This is a genomic window from Acinetobacter sp. SwsAc4, assembly GCF_013391535.1.
Taxonomy (GTDB): domain Bacteria; phylum Pseudomonadota; class Gammaproteobacteria; order Pseudomonadales; family Moraxellaceae; genus Acinetobacter.
On record NZ_JACAXC010000019.1, the window covers coordinates 35730 to 56787 of the forward strand.

The following is a 21058-nucleotide window of genomic DNA, read 5'->3' on the forward strand; positions in this document are numbered from 1 at the left end:
TTACATTTGAACAAATCGGGTAAAGCTTTTATAGACACAATTGTGTACAACTATTCTCTAAACATGGAGAATAGGATTGCTAATTTTGTCGTTTGATTGCAAGCTCATTTTTCTTTATGTAACAAAAAAATCGTTTTTTTGAAAAAAGGAGGTCTTCTTGATCACTGTTCTCGTTGTTGATGATCATGAACTCGTACGTACAGGCATTTGTCGTATGTTGGAAGACCACCCAGATGTAGAAGTCATTGGACAAGCTGAATCTGGAGAAGAAGCGATTGCTTTAGTTCGATTAAAGCATCCTCAGGTTGTACTCTTAGATGTCAATATGCCAGGAATTGGTGGCGTAGAAACAACACGTCGCCTTTTACAAACAGCACCTGAGACTAAAGTGATTGCTGTCAGTGGTTTAGCGGAAGAACCTTATCCATCGTTGTTATTAAAAGCAGGTGCAAAAGGCTATATCACAAAAGGCGCGCCTATTTCAGAAATGGTACGTGCAATCAATAAAGTGATGCAAGGTGGTAAATATTTCAGTGCAGATATTGCTGAACAGCTTGCGAGTTCTTATCTTTCAGATACGCAACAATCACCTTTTGACGCACTTTCTGAGCGTGAAATGCAAGTCGCAATGATGGTGGTTAATTGTATTAGTGCTCAAGAAATTGCAGATAAACTGTTTGTTAGTGTTAAAACCGTAAATACTTATCGTTATCGTATTTTTGAAAAACTGGGAATTGATAGCGATGTCAAGCTTACCCATCTTGCGATTCGATATGGACTCATTAAACCTTAATCTTTAGTCATCGCCTATGTTGGGACAAATTGCCTCCTCTGTATCACAGACCATCTATCGACTAGGGATCTGGTATAGTGGTTATCGCCTGATTATTTCAGTCAGCCTGATCCTGATTTATGTACTTACCGCAGAACAACTGGGCAACAACTATCAATACCCCTTTCTGTATTTTTATACACTGCTGTGTTATACCTGCATCAATATTTTCCAGCTCTTTTTACTGAAACTGCTTCCACTGCAAATCACCAAGCAACTGATCTTTGTCTTTATTGTTGACGTGATTTGCCTGAGCCTAATTACATTTTCAGCAGGCGGGCCAAACCTCCAGTTGAGCCTGCTCTACGTTATTATTATTTTTTCATCCGCCATTCTGCTGAATGCCCAGTTGTCCTTAATCGTCACGCTGTTCGCGGTAATTATGGTGGTTTACCAGCGTTTTCTTGGCAACTTTTTTGACTACAATAATTTAAATCATCTCGGCAATAGCGCTCTCCTTGCCTTTCTATTTTTTGTGGTGCATGCGATTGGCCGTATTGCAGTGCAACGCTTTAAAATTCTGGAAACCTTAACTTTCCACCAATCTATCGAGATCCATCAACTCCAGAACATTAACCGCTATATTCTCGAACAGATCGAGGATGGTTATCTAGTGCTGGATGAAAGCAGCCATATTGTACTCAGCAATCCCGCCGCCAATACCCTGCTGGGTGTTCATTTTCCTATTTCGGCGAAAAAAACACCACTGATCAAATGGCAGCCCGACCTATTCGAATTGATCAGGCTCAGTGACCTGAAAGATGGTGAGGAATTTAGTTTTGAATCCCAACAAAGCCCTTATACCGTCAATATAAAGGTTAAGCACCTCGTCGTTCCTGAACAATTCCTCATTTTATTGATTTTAAAAGATGCACAGAAACTTAACCAGCAAGTCCAGCAATTGAAACTGGCGGCTTTAGGACAGCTCTCCGCCAGTATCGCTCACGAAATTCGCAACCCTCTGGCTGCAATTGTACAGGCCAATGAACTGCTCAAGGAAAGTGATGCCCATCAACAGGACATGCTTTCACGCATGATTGGCAAACAGGCCAAGCGGATTGACAGCATCATTCAGGATACGCTGGAAATGGCACGCAACAAGCCGACAGAGGCACAGGTCATTCACCTGACTGATTTTTTTGGTAGCCTACTCAATGAAGATTTGGCTGATGCAAAACAACAGATTCAGCTCAATCTTCCTGAACGAGCCAGTATCCTGTTTGATGAAAAACAGTTAAGGCAGGTCATGATCAACTTGATTCGCAATGCATTGAGACATAATGCCGCAGATGCGGAACATATTGAGGTGCAGGTGCATTTAAAAGAGGGGCGAATCTGTATTGATGTCATTGATTTTGGTACAGGGGTGGCAAAACGCGATATATCTCAGCTATTCAAGCCATTTTTTAGTACCGAAATTAAAGGAACTGGTTTAGGATTGTACCTATCTCATAGCTTTTGTGAGGCAAATCATGCAAAGCTCACCTATGTTGAGCGACAACAAGGAGCATGTTTCAGGATTGAATGCTCAAAAATCCATTGATTTAGATTAGGTTTTCGGGGAAATGGCAGCTAAACAACCACTCGTCTTGCTGGTAGACGATGAAGAAGACTTATGTCTCCTCATGCAAATGACGCTTGCACGAATGGGGATTAAAACCCATCTCGCCTATCGTGTAGAGCAAGCAAAAAAGTTTTTTACTGAATTTCAGTATGATGCTTGTTTAACAGACCTAAACCTTCCAGATGGTAATGGTCTCGATTTAGTCAAACACGTAACACAGAACTATCCCAATACACCGATTGCGGTACTAACTGCCTATGGCAATATGGATATTGCTATTGCGGCATTGAAAGCGGGTGCATTTGATTTTGTCAGTAAGCCTGTCAATCAAACACATTTAGACCAGTTGATTCAAAAAGCGTTAAATCGCCCGCAACCTGAACAGGAAGCGGCTGAAACAGCTTTAGAAAATAAATTACTGATTGGGCGTTCGGCACCAATTCAACAATTACGTATCGCACTCAAGAAAATTGCCCGTTCTCAGGCACCTGTATTTATCACGGGCGAGTCTGGAACAGGTAAGGAAGTGGTTGCCAATCTGGTTCATCGCCTAAGCAACCGTAGTGAAGGACCTTTTATTGCGATCAACTGTGGTGCTATTCCAACAGAGTTAATGGAAAGTGAACTATTTGGTCATAAAAAGGGCAGCTTTACAGGCGCAACCCAAGACAAACAAGGTTTAATTCTTTCCGCACATGGGGGTAGTTTATTCTTAGATGAGATCGCTGAATTACCCTTAAGTATGCAGGTAAAACTGCTTCGTGCTGTGCAAGAAAAGAAAATTCGCCCTGTCGGCTCAGATCAAGAAATTGATGTTGATTTCCGGGTCATCAGTGCGAGTCATCAAGATCTTGAATTACTAGTACAACAAGGTCGTTTTAGACAAGATTTATTCTTCCGCATTCACGTCATGGATATTGTATTACCTCCTTTACGTGAACGTGGGCAAGATATCTTATTGTTAGCAAATCACTTTATTCAGAAAATCAGCCAAGAATGGGAAGTCTCTGTCAAAACCCTTTCTTCTCGTGCTGAACAATTCTTATTGCAACAATATTTTCCAGGTAATGTACGCGAGCTTCGAAATATTATTGAACGTGCAATTACGCTCAGTGATGATGAAATCATTGATCTAGCTCATCTACAAACAGCTCCTCTACGTAGCCCTATTGCAACGCCAACAGTCTCATTTTCAACACAAGATGAAAATGATCATGCGGTAAGCACTAGCCCTATGGGTTCTAAAAAGCTACCATCTGAAGGACTGGAGCTCTATTTAGAAAATATTGAAAAAGAGATTCTTCTCAATGCACTGAATTTAACCCATTGGAACCGAACGTTAGCAGCAAAGAAATTAGGAATGACTTTCCGTTCTTTACGTTATCGTTTGAAAAAATTTGGTTTGGATACAGAAGATGATGAATAGTCTTAAAAATAAAGCCCCTAAATAGGGGCTTTATTTTTAATTAAATTTTACTTTTTAGAACCAAATCTGTGACGTGTTCCAAATAACCATCTTCTTTCATTTCAGGTAACAACGGATAACTTTGATTTGGTTGAATCCCTTGACCTTCAATCATGTTCCCATTGGGTGTGTAATAATGTGAGACCGTCATTTGCAGTGCTGCACCACTCGGTAATGGAAATAATTTCTGTACCACACCTTTTCCATAGCTATTTTCACCTACAACCCACGCACGTTTATGTTCTTTTAATGCTGCGGTGAATACTTCAGCTGCCGAGGCTGAACGATGGTTGATTAAGATACCTAATTTTATATTTTGAAATTCATTTGAGGGTAAAGCCTGAAATTGTTGATCTCCTTCTGAACGACTTTTTGTCGTCACAATTAATCCTTGATTCAAGAATAAATCTGTTGATTCAACAGCAGCCGACAATAAACCTCCTGGATTATTACGCAGGTCAAGAACGACAGCCTTGAGTTTAGTTGTACTATATTCTTCGATTAAACGTTTAATTTCATTCGCTGTATCTTGTTGAAACACTCTAATTTTAAGTACAAGCACCTGATTATGTAGTAAAACAGGTTCAATATCTGTCTCAACCTTTTTATTTCGAACCAAAATCACCGTACTATTATTATTTTCTGGTTGTATTTGTACAGTACTGCCTATCGAGCCATACAGCAGACCTTGTACTTGATCCTGATTTAAACTCTTTAATTCTTGATTATCGACTTTGAGTATGGCTTGTCCATTACGTAAACCCAACTTACTAGAATCAGATCCTGATTTTAGGTCTTGAATTTGCCATAAACGAGTATGAGCATCATAATTTAAATTAAAATCAACAGAAGCCAGATCACCTTCAGTGTATTGAATAAGCTGGCGGTATTCTTCGGCGGATAAATAACGCGAATAACGATCTAAACCGCTCACTAACCCTTTGATTGCTTGCTGAAAAAGTGCATCGTCTGTTTTTTTATCAACGTAGTTATCTTTCACAATCCCATAAATCTGTACAAATTGCTGAATAGATTCAAGTGGCACTTCAGCATTTCGACTTGTAGTCTCTTCCCCCCATCCTGAGGCATGTGTAATAGGTGCAGATAACGTATGTGATCCCCAACACATCAACAAACTCGCAAACAATCCTCGATAAATGTTGTTGTGTTGGGTCATAAGTTCACCTTATTTTAAAGTAATTAAATTCTTACCTTGCATGTCGGAAGGTACTGGAATATTCATCAAATGAAGCAATGTTGGTGCAACATCAGCCAATACACCACCCTCTGCAATCGTTGCTTGAGTTGGGCCAACATAAATAAATGGCACCAATTCAGTGGTATGTTGTGTATGAACTTGTCCACTGTCGTAGTCTTGCATTTGCTCTACGTTACCATGATCCGCTGTAATTAACATATGACCTTTGTTTGCCATTACTGCTTCATAGACACGACCTAAACACGTATCAACAGTTTCAACCGCTTTCACTGCTGCATCAAATACACCAGTATGTCCGACCATGTCACCATTGGCATAATTGACAACCAGAAGGTCAAACTCACCCGAATTAATAGCATTTACTAACTCATCAGTGACTTCATAAGCACTCATTTCTGGTTTTAGATCATAGGTTGCGACATTTGGAGAAGGAATCAAAATACGTTTCTCTCCTAGATATTCATCTTCACGACCACCGCTGAAAAAGAATGTCACATGCGCATATTTCTCTGTTTCAGCAATACGCAATTGGGTTTTGCCCAAACCAGATAAATATTCACCGATGGAATTTTTAAGCTCTTCTGGCATGTATGCAACTGGTGCATCAATACTTGCCTGATAGCGCGTTAGCATCACAAATTTAGATAAACTTGGAACGACTTTACGCGTAAACCCAGTAAAATCTTTCTCAACAAAGGCACGGGTGATTTCACGCGCACGATCAGCACGGAAGTTCATGAAAACCACACTATCGCCATCTTGGATTTTGGCAATTTCACCAATACGTGTTGCTTGAACAAACTCATCATTTTCTTCTGCTGCATAGGCTTGCTCTAAACCTTCTACAGCTGAGTTTACAACACGGACTGCCTCGCCTTCTGTCATTAAACGATAAGCGAGTTCAACACGATTCCAGCGGTTATCACGATCCATTGCAAAATAACGGCCAATCATCGAAACGATACGACCTTGATTTGGATACTGAGCAAATAAAGCATCGAATTTTTCTAATGAAGGCTTTGCGCTACGTGGAGGGGTATCACGACCATCAAGGAAAGCGTGTAGATATACTGTTGCGCCACGTTTTAATGCCAGCTCACACATCGCCACAATATGATCTTCATGCGAATGTACACCACCTTGTGATAACAACCCCATGACATGAATGGCACCATTCGCTGCTTTGGCTTTTTCAACCGCATCAACTAACACTTCATGCTCAAAAAAAGCACCTGTCCGAATATCTTTAGTAATCCGTGTAAAGTCCTGATATAAAACACGACCTGCACCTAAGTTCATATGACCCACTTCAGAGTTACCCATTTGTCCATCAGGTAGGCCTACATCTTCGCCAGAACCTGAAATCAAACTATTTGGATGCTTTGCTTTCATGGCAGTCAGATTTGGTGTTTTTGCTGCTAAATATGCATTATCCTCAACTGCTTCACGATGTCCTACACCATCCATAATTACAAGAACGTGAGGAATTTTGCTAGCATTTGCATCCGTCATAATGGACTCTCTGTTTGTCTATCATTTGATCGGCGTATTTTACCCAAATTTACTGTAATTCTCTATGGCGTTACTGATGGCTTTCATCAATCAAAAGCATCGGGAATCATCTTTATATTATAATTAAAGGATACTTGTCTGGAATTCTTCCATCTTCTGTCATTCGATCCTCGGGACACCAGCCACCACATGGCACCCCTAAATCTAATGCGGCATCTAAAGCACCTCTATCAACTCCAGTTTGTCCACCAGATATAATTTTAATGTGCATAGAAATCTAATTTTCTACCTTGCTCGATATAATAAATAGCTACCCATCATAAACATCAATACCACTGGTAATAATACGAACCAAGCAGGTGACGGTGCATAAACTAAGCTTGCATAACCTAAAAAGTCTTGTAAATAGAAGAACCCTAGCCCAGTGAAAAGTGCGATAACCAAGCGAAAACCCATCGACTGCTGACGCAATGGACCGAAAATAAATGAACAGGCAATAAGAACCAACGTAATCAGTGCAAATGGAGACGTGACTTTTTTCCAAAAGGCTAACTCATAGGTCTTTGGAACTTGGCTATATTCTGATAAATACTGCATAAAACTAATCAATTGACTTGGAGATAAATCATCTGGGTCCAAAGTCACCATATGTACATATTTAGGTTGTAAAGCCAATCCTAACGCTTGTTGCTCGTGATCCGTTTTAATCGCATTCCCTGGAGCAAGTAAATCAACCTGATGTGATTTCTCTAAAGTCCACTGACCATCTTTTAAAAATTGGCCTTTTTCAGCAGTGACAAAGGACTGCAATCGATAGTTCTGATCAAAATCAATCGCTTGAATATTGCGTAATTGACCTTGGGAATTCGCATAATCAATATAGATAAAACGTTGGCCTTCACGTGACCAATAACCTTTTACCTCACCTAAAGCCGCTACGCTACGTTGTTTTTTAATGCTTTGTGCTTTTTCATTGGTATAAGGAATCACCCATTCACTCAACACAAAAGACAATACAATTAAAAGTAAAGCTGAGCGCATCACCCAACCCACTATACGCCACAGGCTGATACCAACCGAACGCATGACGATGAGTTCACTATTCGATGCGAGTGCGCCTAAGCCTAAGACAGAACCTATCAGTGCTGCCACAGGTAAAATTTCATATAAATAACTCGGTGCACCCCATATCACATATAGGAAAGCTTGCCATGCATTATAAGTGGGTTTCAGCGAGCCTAATTCACCTAAGTAAGTGAATAATATTTGTAAAAAAGATAACACGAGCGTTGTGCCCAGCATCGCAAGGACTGTAGTTTTTGTCACATGTTTGGCGACTATTCGACGTGCTAACATTACAACCCCACTCGCTGAATACTTTTCTTAAGTTTTGGTGCTAACTTTTGTTTCCGTGCAAAAATTGCCGCCGCAATGGCATAAATCATTAATGCGACAGGATAAGCCCAGATGTCTAATTCACCTTTACTAATTCGTGTCTGAATTGCGATCATTAATACAATAAGGCTAGCAAAAATAAATATAGATGGAATAAGACGATAATATCGACCTTGACGTGGACTTACTTCAGATAACGCAACCGCAAGCATCAATCCAATAATAATCACAAATGGACCAAAGATACGCCAACCAAGCTCGCTGCGAATAACAGGGTCATCACGTCTTTCCCATAGCTTAGACATGGATAAAGCTTCAACATCATCGCTTTCAAACTTAACGTCTTTATCATTCTCTAAACGTAAGCGATAAGATTGAAATTCTGCTTGGGTATAGCGTGGCTGATTCGGATAAATTTCGTAACGGCGACCTTGAACCAAATCAACGACATTCGCTGTATCATTTGCCATTTCGACACGTGTCGCTTCTTTGGCTAAAATCATCACATCTGGTTTATCTTCCCGATCTGCCTTTTGGTAATAAAAGATATCCTTTAAATTCTTACGGTCTTCCGAAAGTGAACCTGCATAAATGGTATACGGCCCCGAGGAGATAAACTCCTTTGGTCGAACCAGATCAAAACCTGCTCGCACTGCTTGTGTTTGCATCAAGCTTTCGTAAGCACGAATTCCAGATGATGCCCCCCAAAACATTAATATTGCTTGAACAATCAAAAAAACAAATGTCATCGGCAATAAAAGTTTAGCCAATTGATTACGGCTAACGCCACTGCCATTTAAAACCGCCATTTCATGGTCAACATATAGACGACCAAAAACCAGCATGAGTCCAATGAAGAAACCCAATGGCAAAATTAAAGTTAGAAACTCTGGCAAACGATAAGCAATGATACTCAGCAACACACTAGCGTCTAAACGACCCTGTGCAGCTCGCCCAAAAATCTTGATTAACTGCCCACCCATAATAATTAAAGTGAGCAAAGCAGTCACAACCAAAGAGGTGGAGACCACTTGTTTGACGAGATAACGCCGAATAATCAAAGTAATGCTTCCAAAAATAGACCAATCGAGGGGTAGTGCTAGTTTACCCGAATGTTAAAAATATAAAACCTATCGCTTGTTGCGGATTGCAACCTCATATCTGAAAGTGTTTAATGGACTTATCTTTCTTTTTCGCTGCTTAGGTTCTATACAAACAATGAAATTCACCCTTCATACCGCATTCCCAACACAGTCGTCTAGTGAATCTTTGTGGATTTTGGTTGATTCAGAACAATTACAACAAAACTTAAATCGTTATCAAATCAATCATCTAGAAGATGTTCTGAATGCTACACAATTCAAAGCTGGTTTTAATGAAAATATTGCCCTGATTACCAATATCGCTGTACAAGCCAATGCACATTTACTCGGTTTAGGCAAAAGTGCTGAATTGAAAGCGACAAAATTAGCAAAACTCGCACAAACGATTATCAAATCATCACAAAATAAATTTAGACAAATCACTGTAGATCTCAGTGCATTACCAACTGATTTACATTACCTATTTGCCTTAGGTTTAACTCAAGCAGCCTATGCCTATGATGAATTTAAATCTAAAAAAAATGAGTTCATCTTAGAAACCATTAATCTAGTTGCAAATGAAACTGTACTTGATGATGCTCAATTAAAGCTCGTCCACGCAGTTCAATCTGGACAAAATTACGCTCGAGATTTAGGCAATCGCCCAGGAAATATTTGCTTCCCTGAATACCTTGCAGATCAGGCGATTGCACTTGCAGCACAATACCCTGACCTATTAAAAGTCACTATCCTGAATGAACAGCAAATGGCTGATTTAGGGATGAATGCTTTTCTTGCTGTAAGTAAAGGCTCTGATCGACCAGGCAGAATTATTACACTTGAATATCAGGCAAAAGCTGATCAAGCACCTATCGTACTTGTCGGTAAAGGTGTTACTTTTGATACAGGCGGTATTTCATTAAAACCAGGCTTAGGTATGGATGAAATGAAATTCGATATGTGTGGTGCTGCTTCAGTGTTAGGTACGATGCAAGCACTTTGCGAAGCTCAACTCCCAATTCATGTTATCGGTGCGATCGCAGCAGCAGAAAATATGCCTTCAGGTCATGCAACACGCCCTGGAGATATTGTGACGACCATGAGTGGTCAAACTGTAGAAATTTTGAATACGGATGCTGAAGGCCGCCTTGTACTTTGTGACACACTGACCTATATCAAACGCTTCAACCCTGCCCTTGTCATTGATATTGCGACACTTACAGGTGCATGTGTTGTTGCGCTAGGCAAAGTCGTCAGTGGTCTATTCTCTCCAGATGATGAACTGGCACAAGAATTACAACTTGCTGGCGAACAATCACTTGACCGTGTATGGCGTATGCCTGTGATGGAAGAATATCAAGAACTCCTTGATTCACCGTTTGCCGATATTGCCAATATTGGTGGTCCTTATGGTGGTGCAATAACCGCAGCATGTTTCCTTGAGCGTTTCACTCGTGATTACCGCTGGGCACATCTTGATGTGGCTGGTACAGCATGGTTATCTGGTGCAGCTAAAGGTGCAACTGGACGCCCAGTACCATTACTGATGCAGTTTTTAGCGAATCGTGTTGAAACGAATAACTAATCTATGGCACAAGTTAGTTTTTATTTGTTTGAAAACAGCGTTGAGCGGCAAGTTGAAAGTGCTTGCCGTTTATGTCGCAAAATTCTGAATCAGCACCCACAGATTTGGTGGTATTGTGTTGATTCAAATTTACAAAATGAGTTGGATAACAAGCTATGGAGTTTTGATTCAAGTAGCTTTATTGCTCATGGAATTGATCAGTTGAATAGTCCGGTGTGTATTTCAGCTGAATTACCGCCATCGATTGATTGGATTGTATTTAATTTTAACAATCATGCACTTGAACAAACTCAAGATTTTCGCCACATTATCGAAATTATTGAAAATAATGAAACTGCAAAACAGATCGGGCGAGAGAAATTTAAGATGTATCGTCGTTTAGGCATTGAGCCACGCACATTTAAATTATAAGTCTGTAAACCATAGCATCGTATAAGGAGTGTCGCGTGGCATTAAATGTAGGTCAAGATTTTAAAAAACGTTGGTTAAATACACCTGAAACTGTACGTCAGACCTATCAGGAAGATTTAGCTCGTATCTGTGATCTACTGTTACCACAAACACAAATCCAAACATGGATACAACTCGAAGAAAAAGCTCAGCTACGCTCTCAACAACGTATTGATCAAGCTTATGCACATTTAAAGGCTGAGTTAATTGAACAAGCACGCGTTCGCAAACAATTGGCTTTGGAAAAAGCTCTGGCAGAAAAACGTGCTGCCCAAGCTGCTTATGCCGCGCAACTGCAAGCAGATGAGTTAAATCAGTTCGAACAACAAACGGAAAATCTTGTTGCCCTTCGACAACACATTGATCAAGAAATTGCACAACACACTGAACGTTATCAACCAAATCCTGAACAACCAAGTATTGATTATGTGCAGGCTCAACGTGTTCGGATTGATGACCAACAAATCTTATCTGAGCTCGAAAGTGTGCGTGTCCGACTGGAATTAGAAGCTGAAAGTATGATTGAACAAGCGGTCACAGTTTTTAGAGCAAAATTACATGCGATTGCGCAAGACGAAATAGAATACATCCTCAAAAATAGTCAATTTTCAGATGAAAAATAATAAAAAAGCCCAGTTTAAACTGGGCTTTTTTATGTTTCATTTTTTATTTTAAGAAACCGTTTTCAGCCAAAAATGCCATACTGATGTTTGACTCAGTTTTTTGTTCCGCTGCTCTATCACCCAACAATAAGCGCTCGATATAGCGTGCCAGCACATCAACCTCTAAATTAACTTTTGTACCAACTTGCCATGTGCCAATATTGGTACGCTCAGCAGTATGAGGGATGAGATTCAAACTCAGAATATTGCCACGTAGATGGTTAATGGTCAGACTAATCCCATCGACAGTTACAGAACCTTTTTCAGCTAAATATTTTGCCAATTCAACAGGTGCTGTTACTTCAAAATATAATGAACGCGCGTCTTCTCGAACGACTGTAATTTCTCCTAGACCATCAACATGTCCACTCACAATATGTCCACCAAATCGTGTTGTTGGCAACATTGCTTTTTCGACATTGACGGATTGACCTACTTTCCATTGACCTAAAGTCGTTCGATTTAAGCTTTCACGAGACACATCTGCAGCATACCAATTGCTTCCCCACTCGATCACTGTGAGACAAATTCCATTAGTCGCAATTGAATCACCTAAATGCACATCAGACATATCCAAATCAGTTTGAATACGTAGACGTACATCACCGCCTACACTTTGTAAGCTCTCAACCTTACCTAAACTTTCAATAATGCCTGTAAACATGGGAGTTCTAACCTAATCTTATGCAATATATGCCATAGTGAATCGAATACCATAAAGCAAAGCCTTAGAGATAACAAGGGACTCCAAGTTCAAATACTTGCAATAAAAAAGGTGACCCATTGATCACCTTTTATCATTTTTAACCTTAAATTACTGCATTTCAGAGATACGTTTATTGACTGCCTGTTTAAGCTCAACCGTATTATTTAACAAGAAATGGCTAAAAAATAATTTATAGCCCAATACCCCTAAGCAAGCGCCAACAATCGGTGCAAAGATAGGCACAATAAAGTAAGGAATATCACGACCGCCAGTAAAAGCAATTGAACCCCAGCCTGAAAAATAGGCCACAACTTTTGGACCAAAATCGCGTGCAGGATTCATAGCAAAGCCTGTTAATGGACCAAAAGAAGCGCCAATGACAGCAACTAATAAACCCACCAAAATTGGTGCTAAAGCACCACGTGGCAAACCATTATGATCATCCCCAATCGCCATGATGAGCCAAAGTAATAACATAGTGATAAACATTTCCACCATAAACGCCTGTCCAATAGACAATAAATGATGTGGATAGGTTGAGAAAATTCCAGCCAACTCCAAACTCTCTACACTCCCCCGTACCATATGGTGTGTTTGCTCATAATCCATAAATAGATTGCTATACAAACCATAGACCAATAGTGCGCCTAAAGCAGCACCAGAAACTTGAGCAATAATATAGAAAGGAACTTTACGTTTATCAAAACCAGCAAACAGTGCTAATGCAATCGTAACGGCAGGATTGAGATGAGCTCCAGAAATACCTGCAGATAGATAAACAGCCAATGCTACAGCCAAGCCCCATACAAGGCTGATTTCCCATAACCCTAGACTTGCTCCTGCAAGTTTAAGCGCAGCCACGACACCAATACCAAAAGATAAAAAAACTGCGGTAGCAAAAAATTCAGCTATACATTGCCCCAACAAGCTGGGTTCCGAGCGACTCATCACAACCTCTCTTGGTCAGTGCTGCGTATAGGCATGACCTGAAATAAAGCTCGGCAAAATATATTCATTTTCGAAAATGATCAATATTCTTCTGGTAGTTTTTCAACCAAATAGTAAAATATTTTTTGTAAATAAAAAAAGATTAAACCACGCAACAAAAGCATATAAGTAATTGTTTTTAATTAATTTAAAGCTAAATATTTATTCAGAAAACTTATTTAAATTCAATGACAATTCATGTAAAAACAATCATTTATTTTATAAAATTATATGTATTAGCAAGAAAGTGAAAAAAATAGAAAATAGACACCACATTATCCAAAAATGGTGTCTACTTGAATTTACCAAAGTGCAAGCTGAGTACTATTGCCTGTCGTATCAACACCACCTAACTCAGCAAAATGATATAACTGCCCTAAAAGTTGTCGTAATGGCGGGCCAGACTTCGCATGGGTATCCGTAATCACAATAAACTCAAGCACACGTGCACGTTCTGATTGACGCTGTTTACTCACTCGATAACGCGGTACATCTTGAGTTAGCAAAGTCACTTTGCCGCGCTTTAAATTAGCAGTCAGCAAATCTTTAGGCTCAATATTTCCATCAGTCGAATAACTAGTCAAAATATAGCGTGCATTAATCGTTTCCAATAACTTTTCATAAGCCTCTTTCGCATACTTAGATGAGTTATAAGGACTTGGGCGCTCTTTACGCCATGCTCGATCAATTCCACTCTTAAAGCCTTTGGTATCAGGTGATGGTAAATCCACTTGATCCCATAAAGTCAGGGCATTGAGAACGTGGTAATTACTACTGTAGGCATGCTGATTATAAGGTGGATCAAGATAGGCAACATCAACTTCGAAACCACTCATTTGGTTAGCTAAATGTTGTGCATCGACACACCACATTTCAGCCGCAGGTCGTTTGGGATCTCCAATCTCACAGAAACGACTCGGTGTAAGCCATATTAATGACTCGATTCGTTCTAGCGCCGTTTGAGTTCGGCCACCCCAACCCTGATGAAAGCTCTTAAATACACCACTGGTATTACTAACAAAACTTGCCGAATATAAAAGTGGTGCCAATAGAGCACTCATTTCTACATCATTGATTGCACCTTGCGCCTGCCAAGTTGCGATCTGTTGACGAATTGCATCAATACGCATCCCATTGCGGCGTTTGAAAAACAAACGATCACGAGCAGGATCATACACATCATCATTACGTGGACAAAGATTATGTGTCACCCAGCCTTTGACTTCTGGCAATCGATTCAGATAATCAATCGCTTTTTGATAGCCACCTAATTCTTTAAATGCGGGTGCATCAACACAGGCTAAAATGGCGTTGTTCAATGCATGGCTATACGGTTCCCAGTCATTTGCAATAACACGATAGCCGTTTTGACGTGCTAAACGTGAGACCACGCCACTCCCTGCAAAGAAATCAGCAAAAATCGGTGGATTCTTTTTCTTACTATTCAGTGTGCCCGTAATCTCAAGTGCTTCCAAAATCAGATGAAGCAGTCGACGCTTATTGCCTAAATAAGGTACTAACTGATGAAAAAGATATTCGTCAGTCGTACGTGCTGCATGACGACGCTTGTGATAAACCGATGGTTCTGGATTCATATCATCTCTTGGATAGGGAGCAATCTTAGGCGAATATCTTGCCCAAGTTGGGTTACATCGACTAAATCAAAACGCAATTGTTCTGCCATTGTACTCAATTCAGCATTGAACATTGCACGAGCAGATTGACCAAGTAAAGTCGGTGCAACATAACTGATCATTTCATCAACTAAACCCTGCTGTAAAAAAGCCGTTGATAAAGTTGCACCTGCTTCAACCAAAACATCATAAATTTGATACTGCTGAGTTAAAGTTTGCAATAATTGACTTAAGGGTTGCGGCGCCAATTGTATCACGCCTAAATCAGCAAGTTCTTGACGAAATGGTGTCATCACCATCACTGTTTCAGGATTTTTCAAAATCTTCGCTGAAAGTGGTAACTGTCCTTGGCGATCCAATACAATACGCTTCGGCTGAACCACGGTACTTAGCTCAATACCGTCCAATGCACGTACATTCAATTCACAATCATCGGCTAAAACGGTTTGAATCCCTGTAATCACAGCACCCGAAATTGCACGCCAATGTTGTACATCTTGTCTAGCGATTGCTCCAGTAATCCATTTCGATTCTCCTGAAGCCATTGCAGTACGGCCATCTAAACTTGATGCAATTTTCAAACGCACATACGGCGAACCCGTAGACATCGCTTTTAAAAAGCCCAAATTGAGCGTTTTTGCAGTTTCTACACAAATTCCTGTTTCAACTTCAATACCAGCTGCTTTTAAAATTTGAACGCCTTTTCCCGCGACTAATGGGTTAGGATCTGAACAAGCGACCACGACTTTCTTCACCTGAGCTTTAACCAATGCTTCTACACAAGGCGGCGTTCTACCATAATGTGCACATGGTTCCAAAGTCACGTAAGCTGTCGCGCCTTTAGCATGTTCGCCCGCTTGGCGAAGTGCAAAAACTTCTGCGTGGGGTTGACCCGCTTTAGGGTGATAGCCCTCTCCAATCAGCTGCCCATCTTTGACAATAACGCAACCCACGTTAGGATTCGGCTTGGTTGAATATTGTCCTAGTCGAGCCAACTCAATTGCTTGCTGCATCCAATATTGATCTTGGGATAAATGATTTTGCGTGAACTCAGACATGATTTCTCTAACTTATGCTTCATTTTCACGTTGTTGCATTTGCTCAATCTGACGACGAAATGCTTCAACATCTTGGAAATCTTGATAAACAGAGGCAAAACGAACATAGGCTACATGATCAAGTGCAAATAAAGCCTGCATCACAATCTCACCAATGGTTCTCGACTTTACATCTCGCTCACCTAAACGGCGAATTTGTGATTGTATATCACTTAAAACCGTTTCAATTTGCTCTTGGGTTACTGGACGTTTCTGTAAAGCATGCATCAATGAGCGGCGCAATTTTGCTTCATCAAATGGTTCACTCTTGGCATCTGATTTAATGACCCGTGGCATCACCATTTCATAACTTTCAAAGGTGGTAAACCTTTCACCACAAATCGTGCATTCTCGACGACGACGGATTTGACAACCCTCAGCCGCAAGGCGAGAGTCGATGACTTTACTATCAGCAGCGTTACAAAATGGACAATGCATAGTTGTGCGATTATTTACTCACTTGCTTTAAGTGTAGCAAAGTTTCTGCAATTGCTGAACTAGCACACGAAAGGCATAAAAAAACAGCCTTATTCGGCTGTTTTTTAAACTTCAAAGAATAATGAATTATTCGATACGCTCGCCATGTTGGCTAAGGTCAAGACCCATGCGCTCATCATCAGCACTTACGCGGATACCAATCACAAGATCAATCACTTTAAGGATAATGAAAGTCACTACTGCGCTATATACCATCGTTGCGAGTACACCTTCAAGTTGTACTTTTAGTTGTTCGATGATTGTTGGAGCAAGCGCAACGTTAGCAGCTTTAATGATTTCATCACTGTAGAACACCCCCGTAAGAACCGCACCAACGATACCACCAACTGCGTGTAGACCGAAAGCATCCAATGCATCATCTGCTTTAAGGAGACGTTTAAGTGCTGTAATACCCCAGAAGCACACTACACCACCGATTAAACCCATGATTAAAGCACCACCCACACCAACGAAACCAGCCGCAGGAGTGATTACAACCAAACCAGCAACCGCACCTGATGCACCACCAAGTACTGAAGCCTTACCACGAACGAGACGTTCAACAATCAACCAAGAGAATGCAGCGGCAGCAGCAGCAACTTGCGTTACAAGAATTGCCATACTCGCACGAGCGCCAGCACCTAAAGCACTACCACCGTTAAAGCCAAACCAACCTACCCAAATTAAGCTTGCGCCAATCACAGTGAGCGTAAGATTGTGCGGTGCCATTGATTCGCGACCTAGACCAGCACGTTTACCCAACATGTACGCAGCCACTAAACCAGCTACACCTGCGTTGATGTGTACAACTGTACCGCCAGCGAAATCTAAAGCACCTGCTTTGAATAACCAGCCATCAGCAGCCCAAACCCAGTGAGTAATTGGTGCATAAACCAAGATTACCCAAACTGCAATAAACGCCATGAATGCTGAATATTTCATACGATCAGCAATCGAACCGCTAATAATTGCAACAGTGATAATCGCAAAAGTCATTTGGAAAATAACAAACAAGCTTTCTGGAATAGTTCCACTTAAGGCATCAAATGCCACACCATTTAGCATTGATTTGGCAAAGTCACCGACATAGGCGCCTGAACCAGAGAATGCAAGCGAATAACCAACGATAACCCAAATTAAGCTGACTAGAATTGCCGCAGAAAGGCTAAACATCATGGTGCTGAGTACGTTTTTCTTACGAACCATACCACCATAGAATAGAGCCAAACCAGGGATAGTCATCAACAGAACCAGTGCTGTTGAAACGAGAATCCAAGCTGTATCGCCTGTATCAACTTTTGCAACTGGTGCAGGAGCTGGAGTGGCTTCTACAGGAGCAGGAGCTTCTGCTGCGACAGTCACAGTTGATGCAGCCGCCGTATCAGACGCTGCTACAGTTTGTTCAGCAACTGGTGTTGATGCAGCATCTTCTGCCCAAACCATCGCTGAACCACCTAAGAGTGCGCCAGATAGACTGAGCGCCATAAGCATTTTTTTCATTCGTGTCCCCCAACCTTATTTTGTGAGCTATTTCTCTTAATTCTAACTCAGCAAACTTTGTGCCAATTTAGACAGCATCTGGTCCAGTTTCACCAGTACGAATACGGATGACTTGTTCCAAATTCGTGACAAAGATTTTACCGTCACCAATTTTCCCAGTGCTTGCAACACGAGTGATAGATTCAATAACCGCATCGACCATTTCATCGCTAATCGCAATTTCAATCTTTACTTTCGGTAAAAAATCAACGACATACTCTGCACCACGATACAGTTCAGTATGACCTTTTTGACGACCAAAACCTTTTACTTCAGTTACGGTAATCCCTTGAACACCAATATCAGAGAGTGCTTCACGCACATCATCGAGTTTGAATGGTTTTACAATTGCAGTTACAAGCTTCATGTGTGTTTTCCTTCGGCTTATTTTCACCAGTAAGGTTTTATGTTCAATTTTCATGCCAATATTTGAAGGTTGGGGATTTTCAAACCATCAGCAAGAGCTTTCTTTATAACCTATTTGGACGTCAAGATGTAGATATTCAATCGAAAATAAGTTTCATTTGCTCCTGTTTAACTGAATTTAGATATCGGTGGCATCAATGCGTTGAACAGGGCTATGGGATTACTACAAGCAATGGTACACTTGCCTACAAATACATATAACCTATTGAGCGCTTCATGATTGAAACTCTTTTACAAGCCATTCTTGAACAAGTTGATCAACCTAAAAAAGATTTAGAAAAAAATTTACGTGCTTTGCTCAATGAAAGCGTCGAAAAATTAGATTTAGTCTCTAAACAAGAGCTGGAGCGCCAGAAAATAGCGCTAAATTTGGCAAACCAACGCCTCGCTGCGTTACAACAGCAAATGAGCACTCTAGAAAAAATGGTGCAAGATCAAAAATAAGCACCAGTTTAGCGCAGAGATCAACAAAAATGATTAAAAATAAAGCACCATGATGGAACAATAATAAAATGTCTTTCGCAAAAATTTACACGAGGGGTTTATTTGGTTTACATGCCCCTCAAATCGAAGTTGAAGTTCATATCAGTTCAGGACTCCCCTCCTTAACCATTGTAGGTTTAGCAGAAGCCGCTGTAAGGGAAAGTAAAGATCGTGTTCGATCAGCAATTATCAACAGTGGTTTCTTGTTTCCAACCAAACGTTTAACGATTAATTTAGCACCTGCAGATCTTCCTAAAGATGGCTCCCGCCTAGATTTACCGATCGCACTAGGAATTTTAATTGCTTCAGGTCAACTTCCTGAAAATTGTACTGACGGCTTTGAATTTATTGGTGAACTTGCATTAGATGGACATTTACGCCCTGTTACTGGAATATTGCCAATTGCGATGGCTTGCCAACAAGCCCAACACCGCTTATTGGTACCTACTAATAATCTAGAAGAAGCCAATCAACTTCCGCAGTTTGAAGTTTATGCTGCCAATCATTTACAAGATGTATGTGCACACTTTTTGGGCACTTCTCATTTATCAGCATCACCCAAACATGAAAATTTAACCACTACTCAGTATCAATTTGATCTTGCAGATGTCAAAGGTCAATTACGTCCACGTCGTGCACTAGAAATAGCAGCAGCGGGTGGACATTCTTTACTTTTCAAAGGTCCACCTGGTACAGGTAAAACATTACTGGCTTCTCGGCTACCTTCTATTTTGCCACCACTCAATGCCCAAGAAAATTTAGAAGTCGCAAGTATTTATTCGGTTGCAAATGCTCAACATACTTTTGGACAACGCCCCTTCCGTGCACCACACCATACTGCGTCAGCGATTGCATTAGTTGGAGGCGGTTGTCATTTCCAATGAACTATGCGACATTACAAAGAACTGTGCGACAAAATTAAAAAAGTTAATAACACCTAAAAGAAGAGTAAATTGCTTCAAAATAGTCAAATGTATTCCTAACTTTTAAAAAACTTCAGCCATATCTTTTGTATTTGTATTTTTCATTAAATTTATTTTCTACTACGATTCCTCTATTACATGTTCTTGGGAAAGTTTGTTCAGATGCTGAACCATGAAGAAATACTGCCCATGTAAAGTGCGGGTAACTAAACTAGTTATTGGCTTACGCATAGTTGGATCTATTAACTTACGCAATTCATTACTATCATAAGTGCGTGTCTTAAGTAGGCCATCTGGCAGAATATTATTACTATTTAAGTTCTTAACCAATAAGCCTACATTTTTTTCATCACCATATACAGAAAGGCTAATTCCGTAATCTTCTCGTGCAGTCATTACAAACACACCAGATATATGTTTATATTCGTCCGATTGAAATCTATCTGTTGATACAGGGCTGCCATTATCTTTAAATACATCAGTTCTTGTATTCCATTTAAGTTGATAAGGCTCAGTTGGGGATTCTGGAGGCTGCCAATAAGGCCTGTCTAAACCATGTATTGAAATCAAATGACATCCAAATCAGCATGGATGGTAAAGGTCGATGGGTTGATAATGTGATGGTTGAACGATTATGGCGGAGCGTTAAATATGAAGAGGTGTATCTCAAAGCCTACAGCAATGTTTTGGATGCGAAGAAGCAATTAAACGCATATTTTGAATTTTATAATTTGAAACGACCTCATTCGAGTCTGGACAAAATGACTCCAGATGAGTTTTACTATGACCAGCTACCACAACAAAATAAGGTAGCTTAACTAGAGCAGAGTATCACTTATAAATAAGCTTTTAGTTGTTCAAACATGTGGGACCACCTCTATTTAAAAAAAGGGAAGAAGATGAAAATTAAGTTTTTAACAGTTTCATTGATGCTTATTCTGCCATTTTCTGTTTTTGCAGCAAATACTGTAGTAGAAAAAGCGGTCATTGAATCAAATAATACATATAAGGCGAAGTATA

Annotated in this window: 20 protein-coding genes and 2 pseudogenes; 9 read left to right on the forward strand and 13 right to left on the reverse strand. The window is 40.3% G+C overall.

Features of this window, described 5'->3' with window-relative positions; genetic code table 11:
• Positions 1–157: 157 nt before the first annotated feature.
• Genes HYG88_RS10180 through HYG88_RS10190 form a run of 3 tightly spaced genes read left to right on the forward strand, consistent with a single transcriptional unit; the run spans position 158 to position 3822 of the window.
• Positions 158–793 carry a response regulator gene (locus HYG88_RS10180; RefSeq protein ID WP_178883046.1) on the forward strand — a complete coding sequence of 212 codons (636 nt, stop codon included), beginning with the start codon at positions 158–160 and terminating at the stop codon, positions 791–793.
• A gap of 16 nt (positions 794–809) precedes the next feature.
• Positions 810–2375 (forward strand): PAS domain-containing sensor histidine kinase, encoded by a 1566-nt coding sequence (locus HYG88_RS10185; RefSeq protein ID WP_178883047.1) that lies wholly within the window; start codon positions 810–812, stop codon positions 2373–2375.
• Positions 2376–2397: 22 nt separating this feature from the next.
• Positions 2398–3822, forward strand: coding sequence for a sigma-54 dependent transcriptional regulator (locus HYG88_RS10190; protein ID WP_178883048.1), 1425 nt, complete (start codon positions 2398–2400; stop codon positions 3820–3822).
• Between the two features lie 40 nt (positions 3823–3862).
• On the opposite strand, the gene HYG88_RS10195 is transcribed toward HYG88_RS10190, so the two are convergent.
• The 5 genes from HYG88_RS10195 to lptF all read right to left on the reverse strand — a co-directional run bounded on the left by HYG88_RS10195 (position 3863) and on the right by lptF (position 9048).
• Positions 3863–5038 (reverse strand): S41 family peptidase, encoded by a 1176-nt coding sequence (locus HYG88_RS10195; protein ID WP_087545139.1) that lies wholly within the window; start codon positions 5036–5038, stop codon positions 3863–3865.
• A gap of 9 nt (positions 5039–5047) precedes the next feature.
• Positions 5048–6592 carry a 2,3-bisphosphoglycerate-independent phosphoglycerate mutase gene (gpmI, locus tag HYG88_RS10200; RefSeq protein WP_178883049.1) on the reverse strand — a complete coding sequence of 515 codons (1545 nt, stop codon included), beginning with the start codon at positions 6590–6592 and terminating at the stop codon, positions 5048–5050.
• A gap of 112 nt (positions 6593–6704) precedes the next feature.
• Positions 6705–6863, reverse strand: coding sequence for a putative molybdenum carrier protein (locus HYG88_RS10205; RefSeq protein ID WP_256731661.1), 159 nt, complete (start codon positions 6861–6863; stop codon positions 6705–6707).
• Between the two features lie 14 nt (positions 6864–6877).
• Positions 6878–7948: an LPS export ABC transporter permease LptG gene (gene lptG, locus HYG88_RS10210; protein ID WP_178883050.1), complete on the reverse strand. Its 1071-nt coding sequence runs from the start codon at positions 7946–7948 to the stop codon at positions 6878–6880.
• On the reverse strand, positions 7948–9048 hold the full coding sequence (lptF, locus tag HYG88_RS10215; RefSeq protein ID WP_178883051.1) for an LPS export ABC transporter permease LptF: 1101 nt from the start codon (positions 9046–9048) through the stop codon (positions 7948–7950). Before lptF ends, lptG begins: the two co-directional genes overlap by 1 nt.
• 157 nt (positions 9049–9205) lie before the next feature.
• Here lptF and HYG88_RS10220 point away from each other — a divergent pair, with 157 nt between their 5' ends.
• From HYG88_RS10220 to HYG88_RS10230, 3 genes are read left to right on the forward strand one after another with little or no spacing between them, the layout of a single operon-like run.
• Positions 9206–10654, forward strand: coding sequence for a leucyl aminopeptidase (locus HYG88_RS10220; RefSeq protein WP_178883052.1), 1449 nt, complete (start codon positions 9206–9208; stop codon positions 10652–10654).
• Between the two features lie 3 nt (positions 10655–10657).
• Positions 10658–11065 carry a DNA polymerase III subunit chi gene (locus HYG88_RS10225; RefSeq protein WP_178883053.1) on the forward strand — a complete coding sequence of 136 codons (408 nt, stop codon included), beginning with the start codon at positions 10658–10660 and terminating at the stop codon, positions 11063–11065.
• Positions 11066–11100: 35 nt separating this feature from the next.
• Positions 11101–11727, forward strand: coding sequence for a hypothetical protein (locus HYG88_RS10230; RefSeq protein WP_178883054.1), 627 nt, complete (start codon positions 11101–11103; stop codon positions 11725–11727).
• Positions 11728–11770: 43 nt separating this feature from the next.
• Here the strand turns inward: HYG88_RS10230 and HYG88_RS10235 are convergent, their stop codons facing one another.
• From HYG88_RS10235 to glnK, 7 genes are all read right to left on the reverse strand, one after another.
• The gene (locus HYG88_RS10235; RefSeq protein WP_004680777.1) at positions 11771–12430 is read right to left on the reverse strand and encodes a riboflavin synthase; all 660 of its coding nucleotides are present in this window, start codon (positions 12428–12430) and stop codon (positions 11771–11773) included.
• Positions 12431–12580: 150 nt separating this feature from the next.
• A complete protein-coding gene (locus tag HYG88_RS10240) occupies positions 12581–13420 on the reverse strand; it encodes an MIP/aquaporin family protein (protein WP_178883055.1) in 840 nt (279 codons plus the stop codon).
• 341 nt (positions 13421–13761) lie between these two features.
• A complete protein-coding gene (locus HYG88_RS10245) occupies positions 13762–15054 on the reverse strand; it encodes a DNA adenine methylase (protein WP_004659442.1) in 1293 nt (430 codons plus the stop codon).
• The gene (gene ribD, locus HYG88_RS10250) at positions 15051–16151 is read right to left on the reverse strand and encodes a bifunctional diaminohydroxyphosphoribosylaminopyrimidine deaminase/5-amino-6-(5-phosphoribosylamino)uracil reductase RibD (protein WP_178883056.1); all 1101 of its coding nucleotides are present in this window, start codon (positions 16149–16151) and stop codon (positions 15051–15053) included. Before ribD ends, HYG88_RS10245 begins: the two co-directional genes overlap by 4 nt.
• A 12-nt stretch (positions 16152–16163) precedes the next feature.
• Positions 16164–16628 (reverse strand): transcriptional regulator NrdR, encoded by a 465-nt coding sequence (nrdR, locus tag HYG88_RS10255; RefSeq protein WP_087536531.1) that lies wholly within the window; start codon positions 16626–16628, stop codon positions 16164–16166.
• A 126-nt stretch (positions 16629–16754) separates the two neighbouring features.
• On the reverse strand, positions 16755–18167 hold the full coding sequence (locus HYG88_RS10260) for an ammonium transporter (RefSeq protein ID WP_178883057.1): 1413 nt from the start codon (positions 18165–18167) through the stop codon (positions 16755–16757).
• A gap of 67 nt (positions 18168–18234) precedes the next feature.
• Complete coding sequence (gene glnK / locus HYG88_RS10265; RefSeq protein WP_000780326.1) at positions 18235–18573, reverse strand: P-II family nitrogen regulator; 339 nt, start codon at positions 18571–18573, stop codon at positions 18235–18237.
• A gap of 275 nt (positions 18574–18848) precedes the next feature.
• On the opposite strand from glnK, the gene HYG88_RS10270 reads away from it, so the two are divergent.
• Both HYG88_RS10270 and HYG88_RS10275 read left to right on the forward strand, forming a co-directional pair.
• A complete protein-coding gene (locus tag HYG88_RS10270; protein ID WP_087536529.1) occupies positions 18849–19076 on the forward strand; it encodes an accessory factor UbiK family protein in 228 nt (75 codons plus the stop codon).
• 68 nt (positions 19077–19144) lie between these two features.
• Positions 19145–19990: pseudogene (locus HYG88_RS10275) on the forward strand (YifB family Mg chelatase-like AAA ATPase); the annotation flags it as partial.
• Positions 19991–20158: 168 nt separating this feature from the next.
• On the opposite strand, the gene HYG88_RS10280 reads toward HYG88_RS10275, so the two are convergent.
• Positions 20159–20608, reverse strand: a complete 450-nt coding sequence (locus HYG88_RS10280; RefSeq protein ID WP_171294499.1) for a hypothetical protein — start codon at positions 20606–20608, stop codon at positions 20159–20161.
• On the opposite strand from HYG88_RS10280, the pseudogene HYG88_RS10285 reads away from it, so the two are divergent.
• Positions 20596–20856 (forward strand): annotated as a pseudogene (locus tag HYG88_RS10285) (integrase core domain-containing protein); the annotation flags it as partial. The gene HYG88_RS10280 and the pseudogene HYG88_RS10285 sit on opposite strands and share 13 nt — an antisense overlap.
• Positions 20857–21058 lie beyond the last annotated feature (202 nt).

What these genes read in the sequence shown, in the direction of transcription:
- HYG88_RS10185 (WP_178883047.1), top strand. Translation starts at nt 810, where the DNA reads ATGTTGGGACAAATTGCCTCCTCTGTATCACAGACCATCTATCGACTA.
- HYG88_RS10190 (WP_178883048.1), top strand. Translation starts at nt 2,398, where the DNA reads ATGGCAGCTAAACAACCACTCGTCTTGCTGGTAGACGATGAAGAAGAC.
- HYG88_RS10195 (WP_087545139.1), bottom strand. Translation starts at nt 5,038, where the DNA reads ATGACCCAACACAACAACATTTATCGAGGATTGTTTGCGAGTTTGTTG.
- gpmI (WP_178883049.1), bottom strand. Translation starts at nt 6,592, where the DNA reads ATGACGGATGCAAATGCTAGCAAAATTCCTCACGTTCTTGTAATTATG.
- HYG88_RS10205 (WP_256731661.1), bottom strand. Translation starts at nt 6,863, where the DNA reads ATGCACATTAAAATTATATCTGGTGGACAAACTGGAGTTGATAGAGGT.
- lptG (WP_178883050.1), bottom strand. Translation starts at nt 7,948, where the DNA reads ATGTTAGCACGTCGAATAGTCGCCAAACATGTGACAAAAACTACAGTC.
- HYG88_RS10220 (WP_178883052.1), top strand. Translation starts at nt 9,206, where the DNA reads ATGAAATTCACCCTTCATACCGCATTCCCAACACAGTCGTCTAGTGAA.
- HYG88_RS10225 (WP_178883053.1), top strand. Translation starts at nt 10,658, where the DNA reads ATGGCACAAGTTAGTTTTTATTTGTTTGAAAACAGCGTTGAGCGGCAA.
- HYG88_RS10235 (WP_004680777.1), bottom strand. Translation starts at nt 12,430, where the DNA reads ATGTTTACAGGCATTATTGAAAGTTTAGGTAAGGTTGAGAGCTTACAA.
- HYG88_RS10240 (WP_178883055.1), bottom strand. Translation starts at nt 13,420, where the DNA reads ATGAGTCGCTCGGAACCCAGCTTGTTGGGGCAATGTATAGCTGAATTT.
- HYG88_RS10245 (WP_004659442.1), bottom strand. Translation starts at nt 15,054, where the DNA reads ATGAATCCAGAACCATCGGTTTATCACAAGCGTCGTCATGCAGCACGT.
- ribD (WP_178883056.1), bottom strand. Translation starts at nt 16,151, where the DNA reads ATGTCTGAGTTCACGCAAAATCATTTATCCCAAGATCAATATTGGATG.
- nrdR (WP_087536531.1), bottom strand. Translation starts at nt 16,628, where the DNA reads ATGCATTGTCCATTTTGTAACGCTGCTGATAGTAAAGTCATCGACTCT.
- HYG88_RS10260 (WP_178883057.1), bottom strand. Translation starts at nt 18,167, where the DNA reads ATGAAAAAAATGCTTATGGCGCTCAGTCTATCTGGCGCACTCTTAGGT.
- glnK (WP_000780326.1), bottom strand. Translation starts at nt 18,573, where the DNA reads ATGAAGCTTGTAACTGCAATTGTAAAACCATTCAAACTCGATGATGTG.
- HYG88_RS10270 (WP_087536529.1), top strand. Translation starts at nt 18,849, where the DNA reads ATGATTGAAACTCTTTTACAAGCCATTCTTGAACAAGTTGATCAACCT.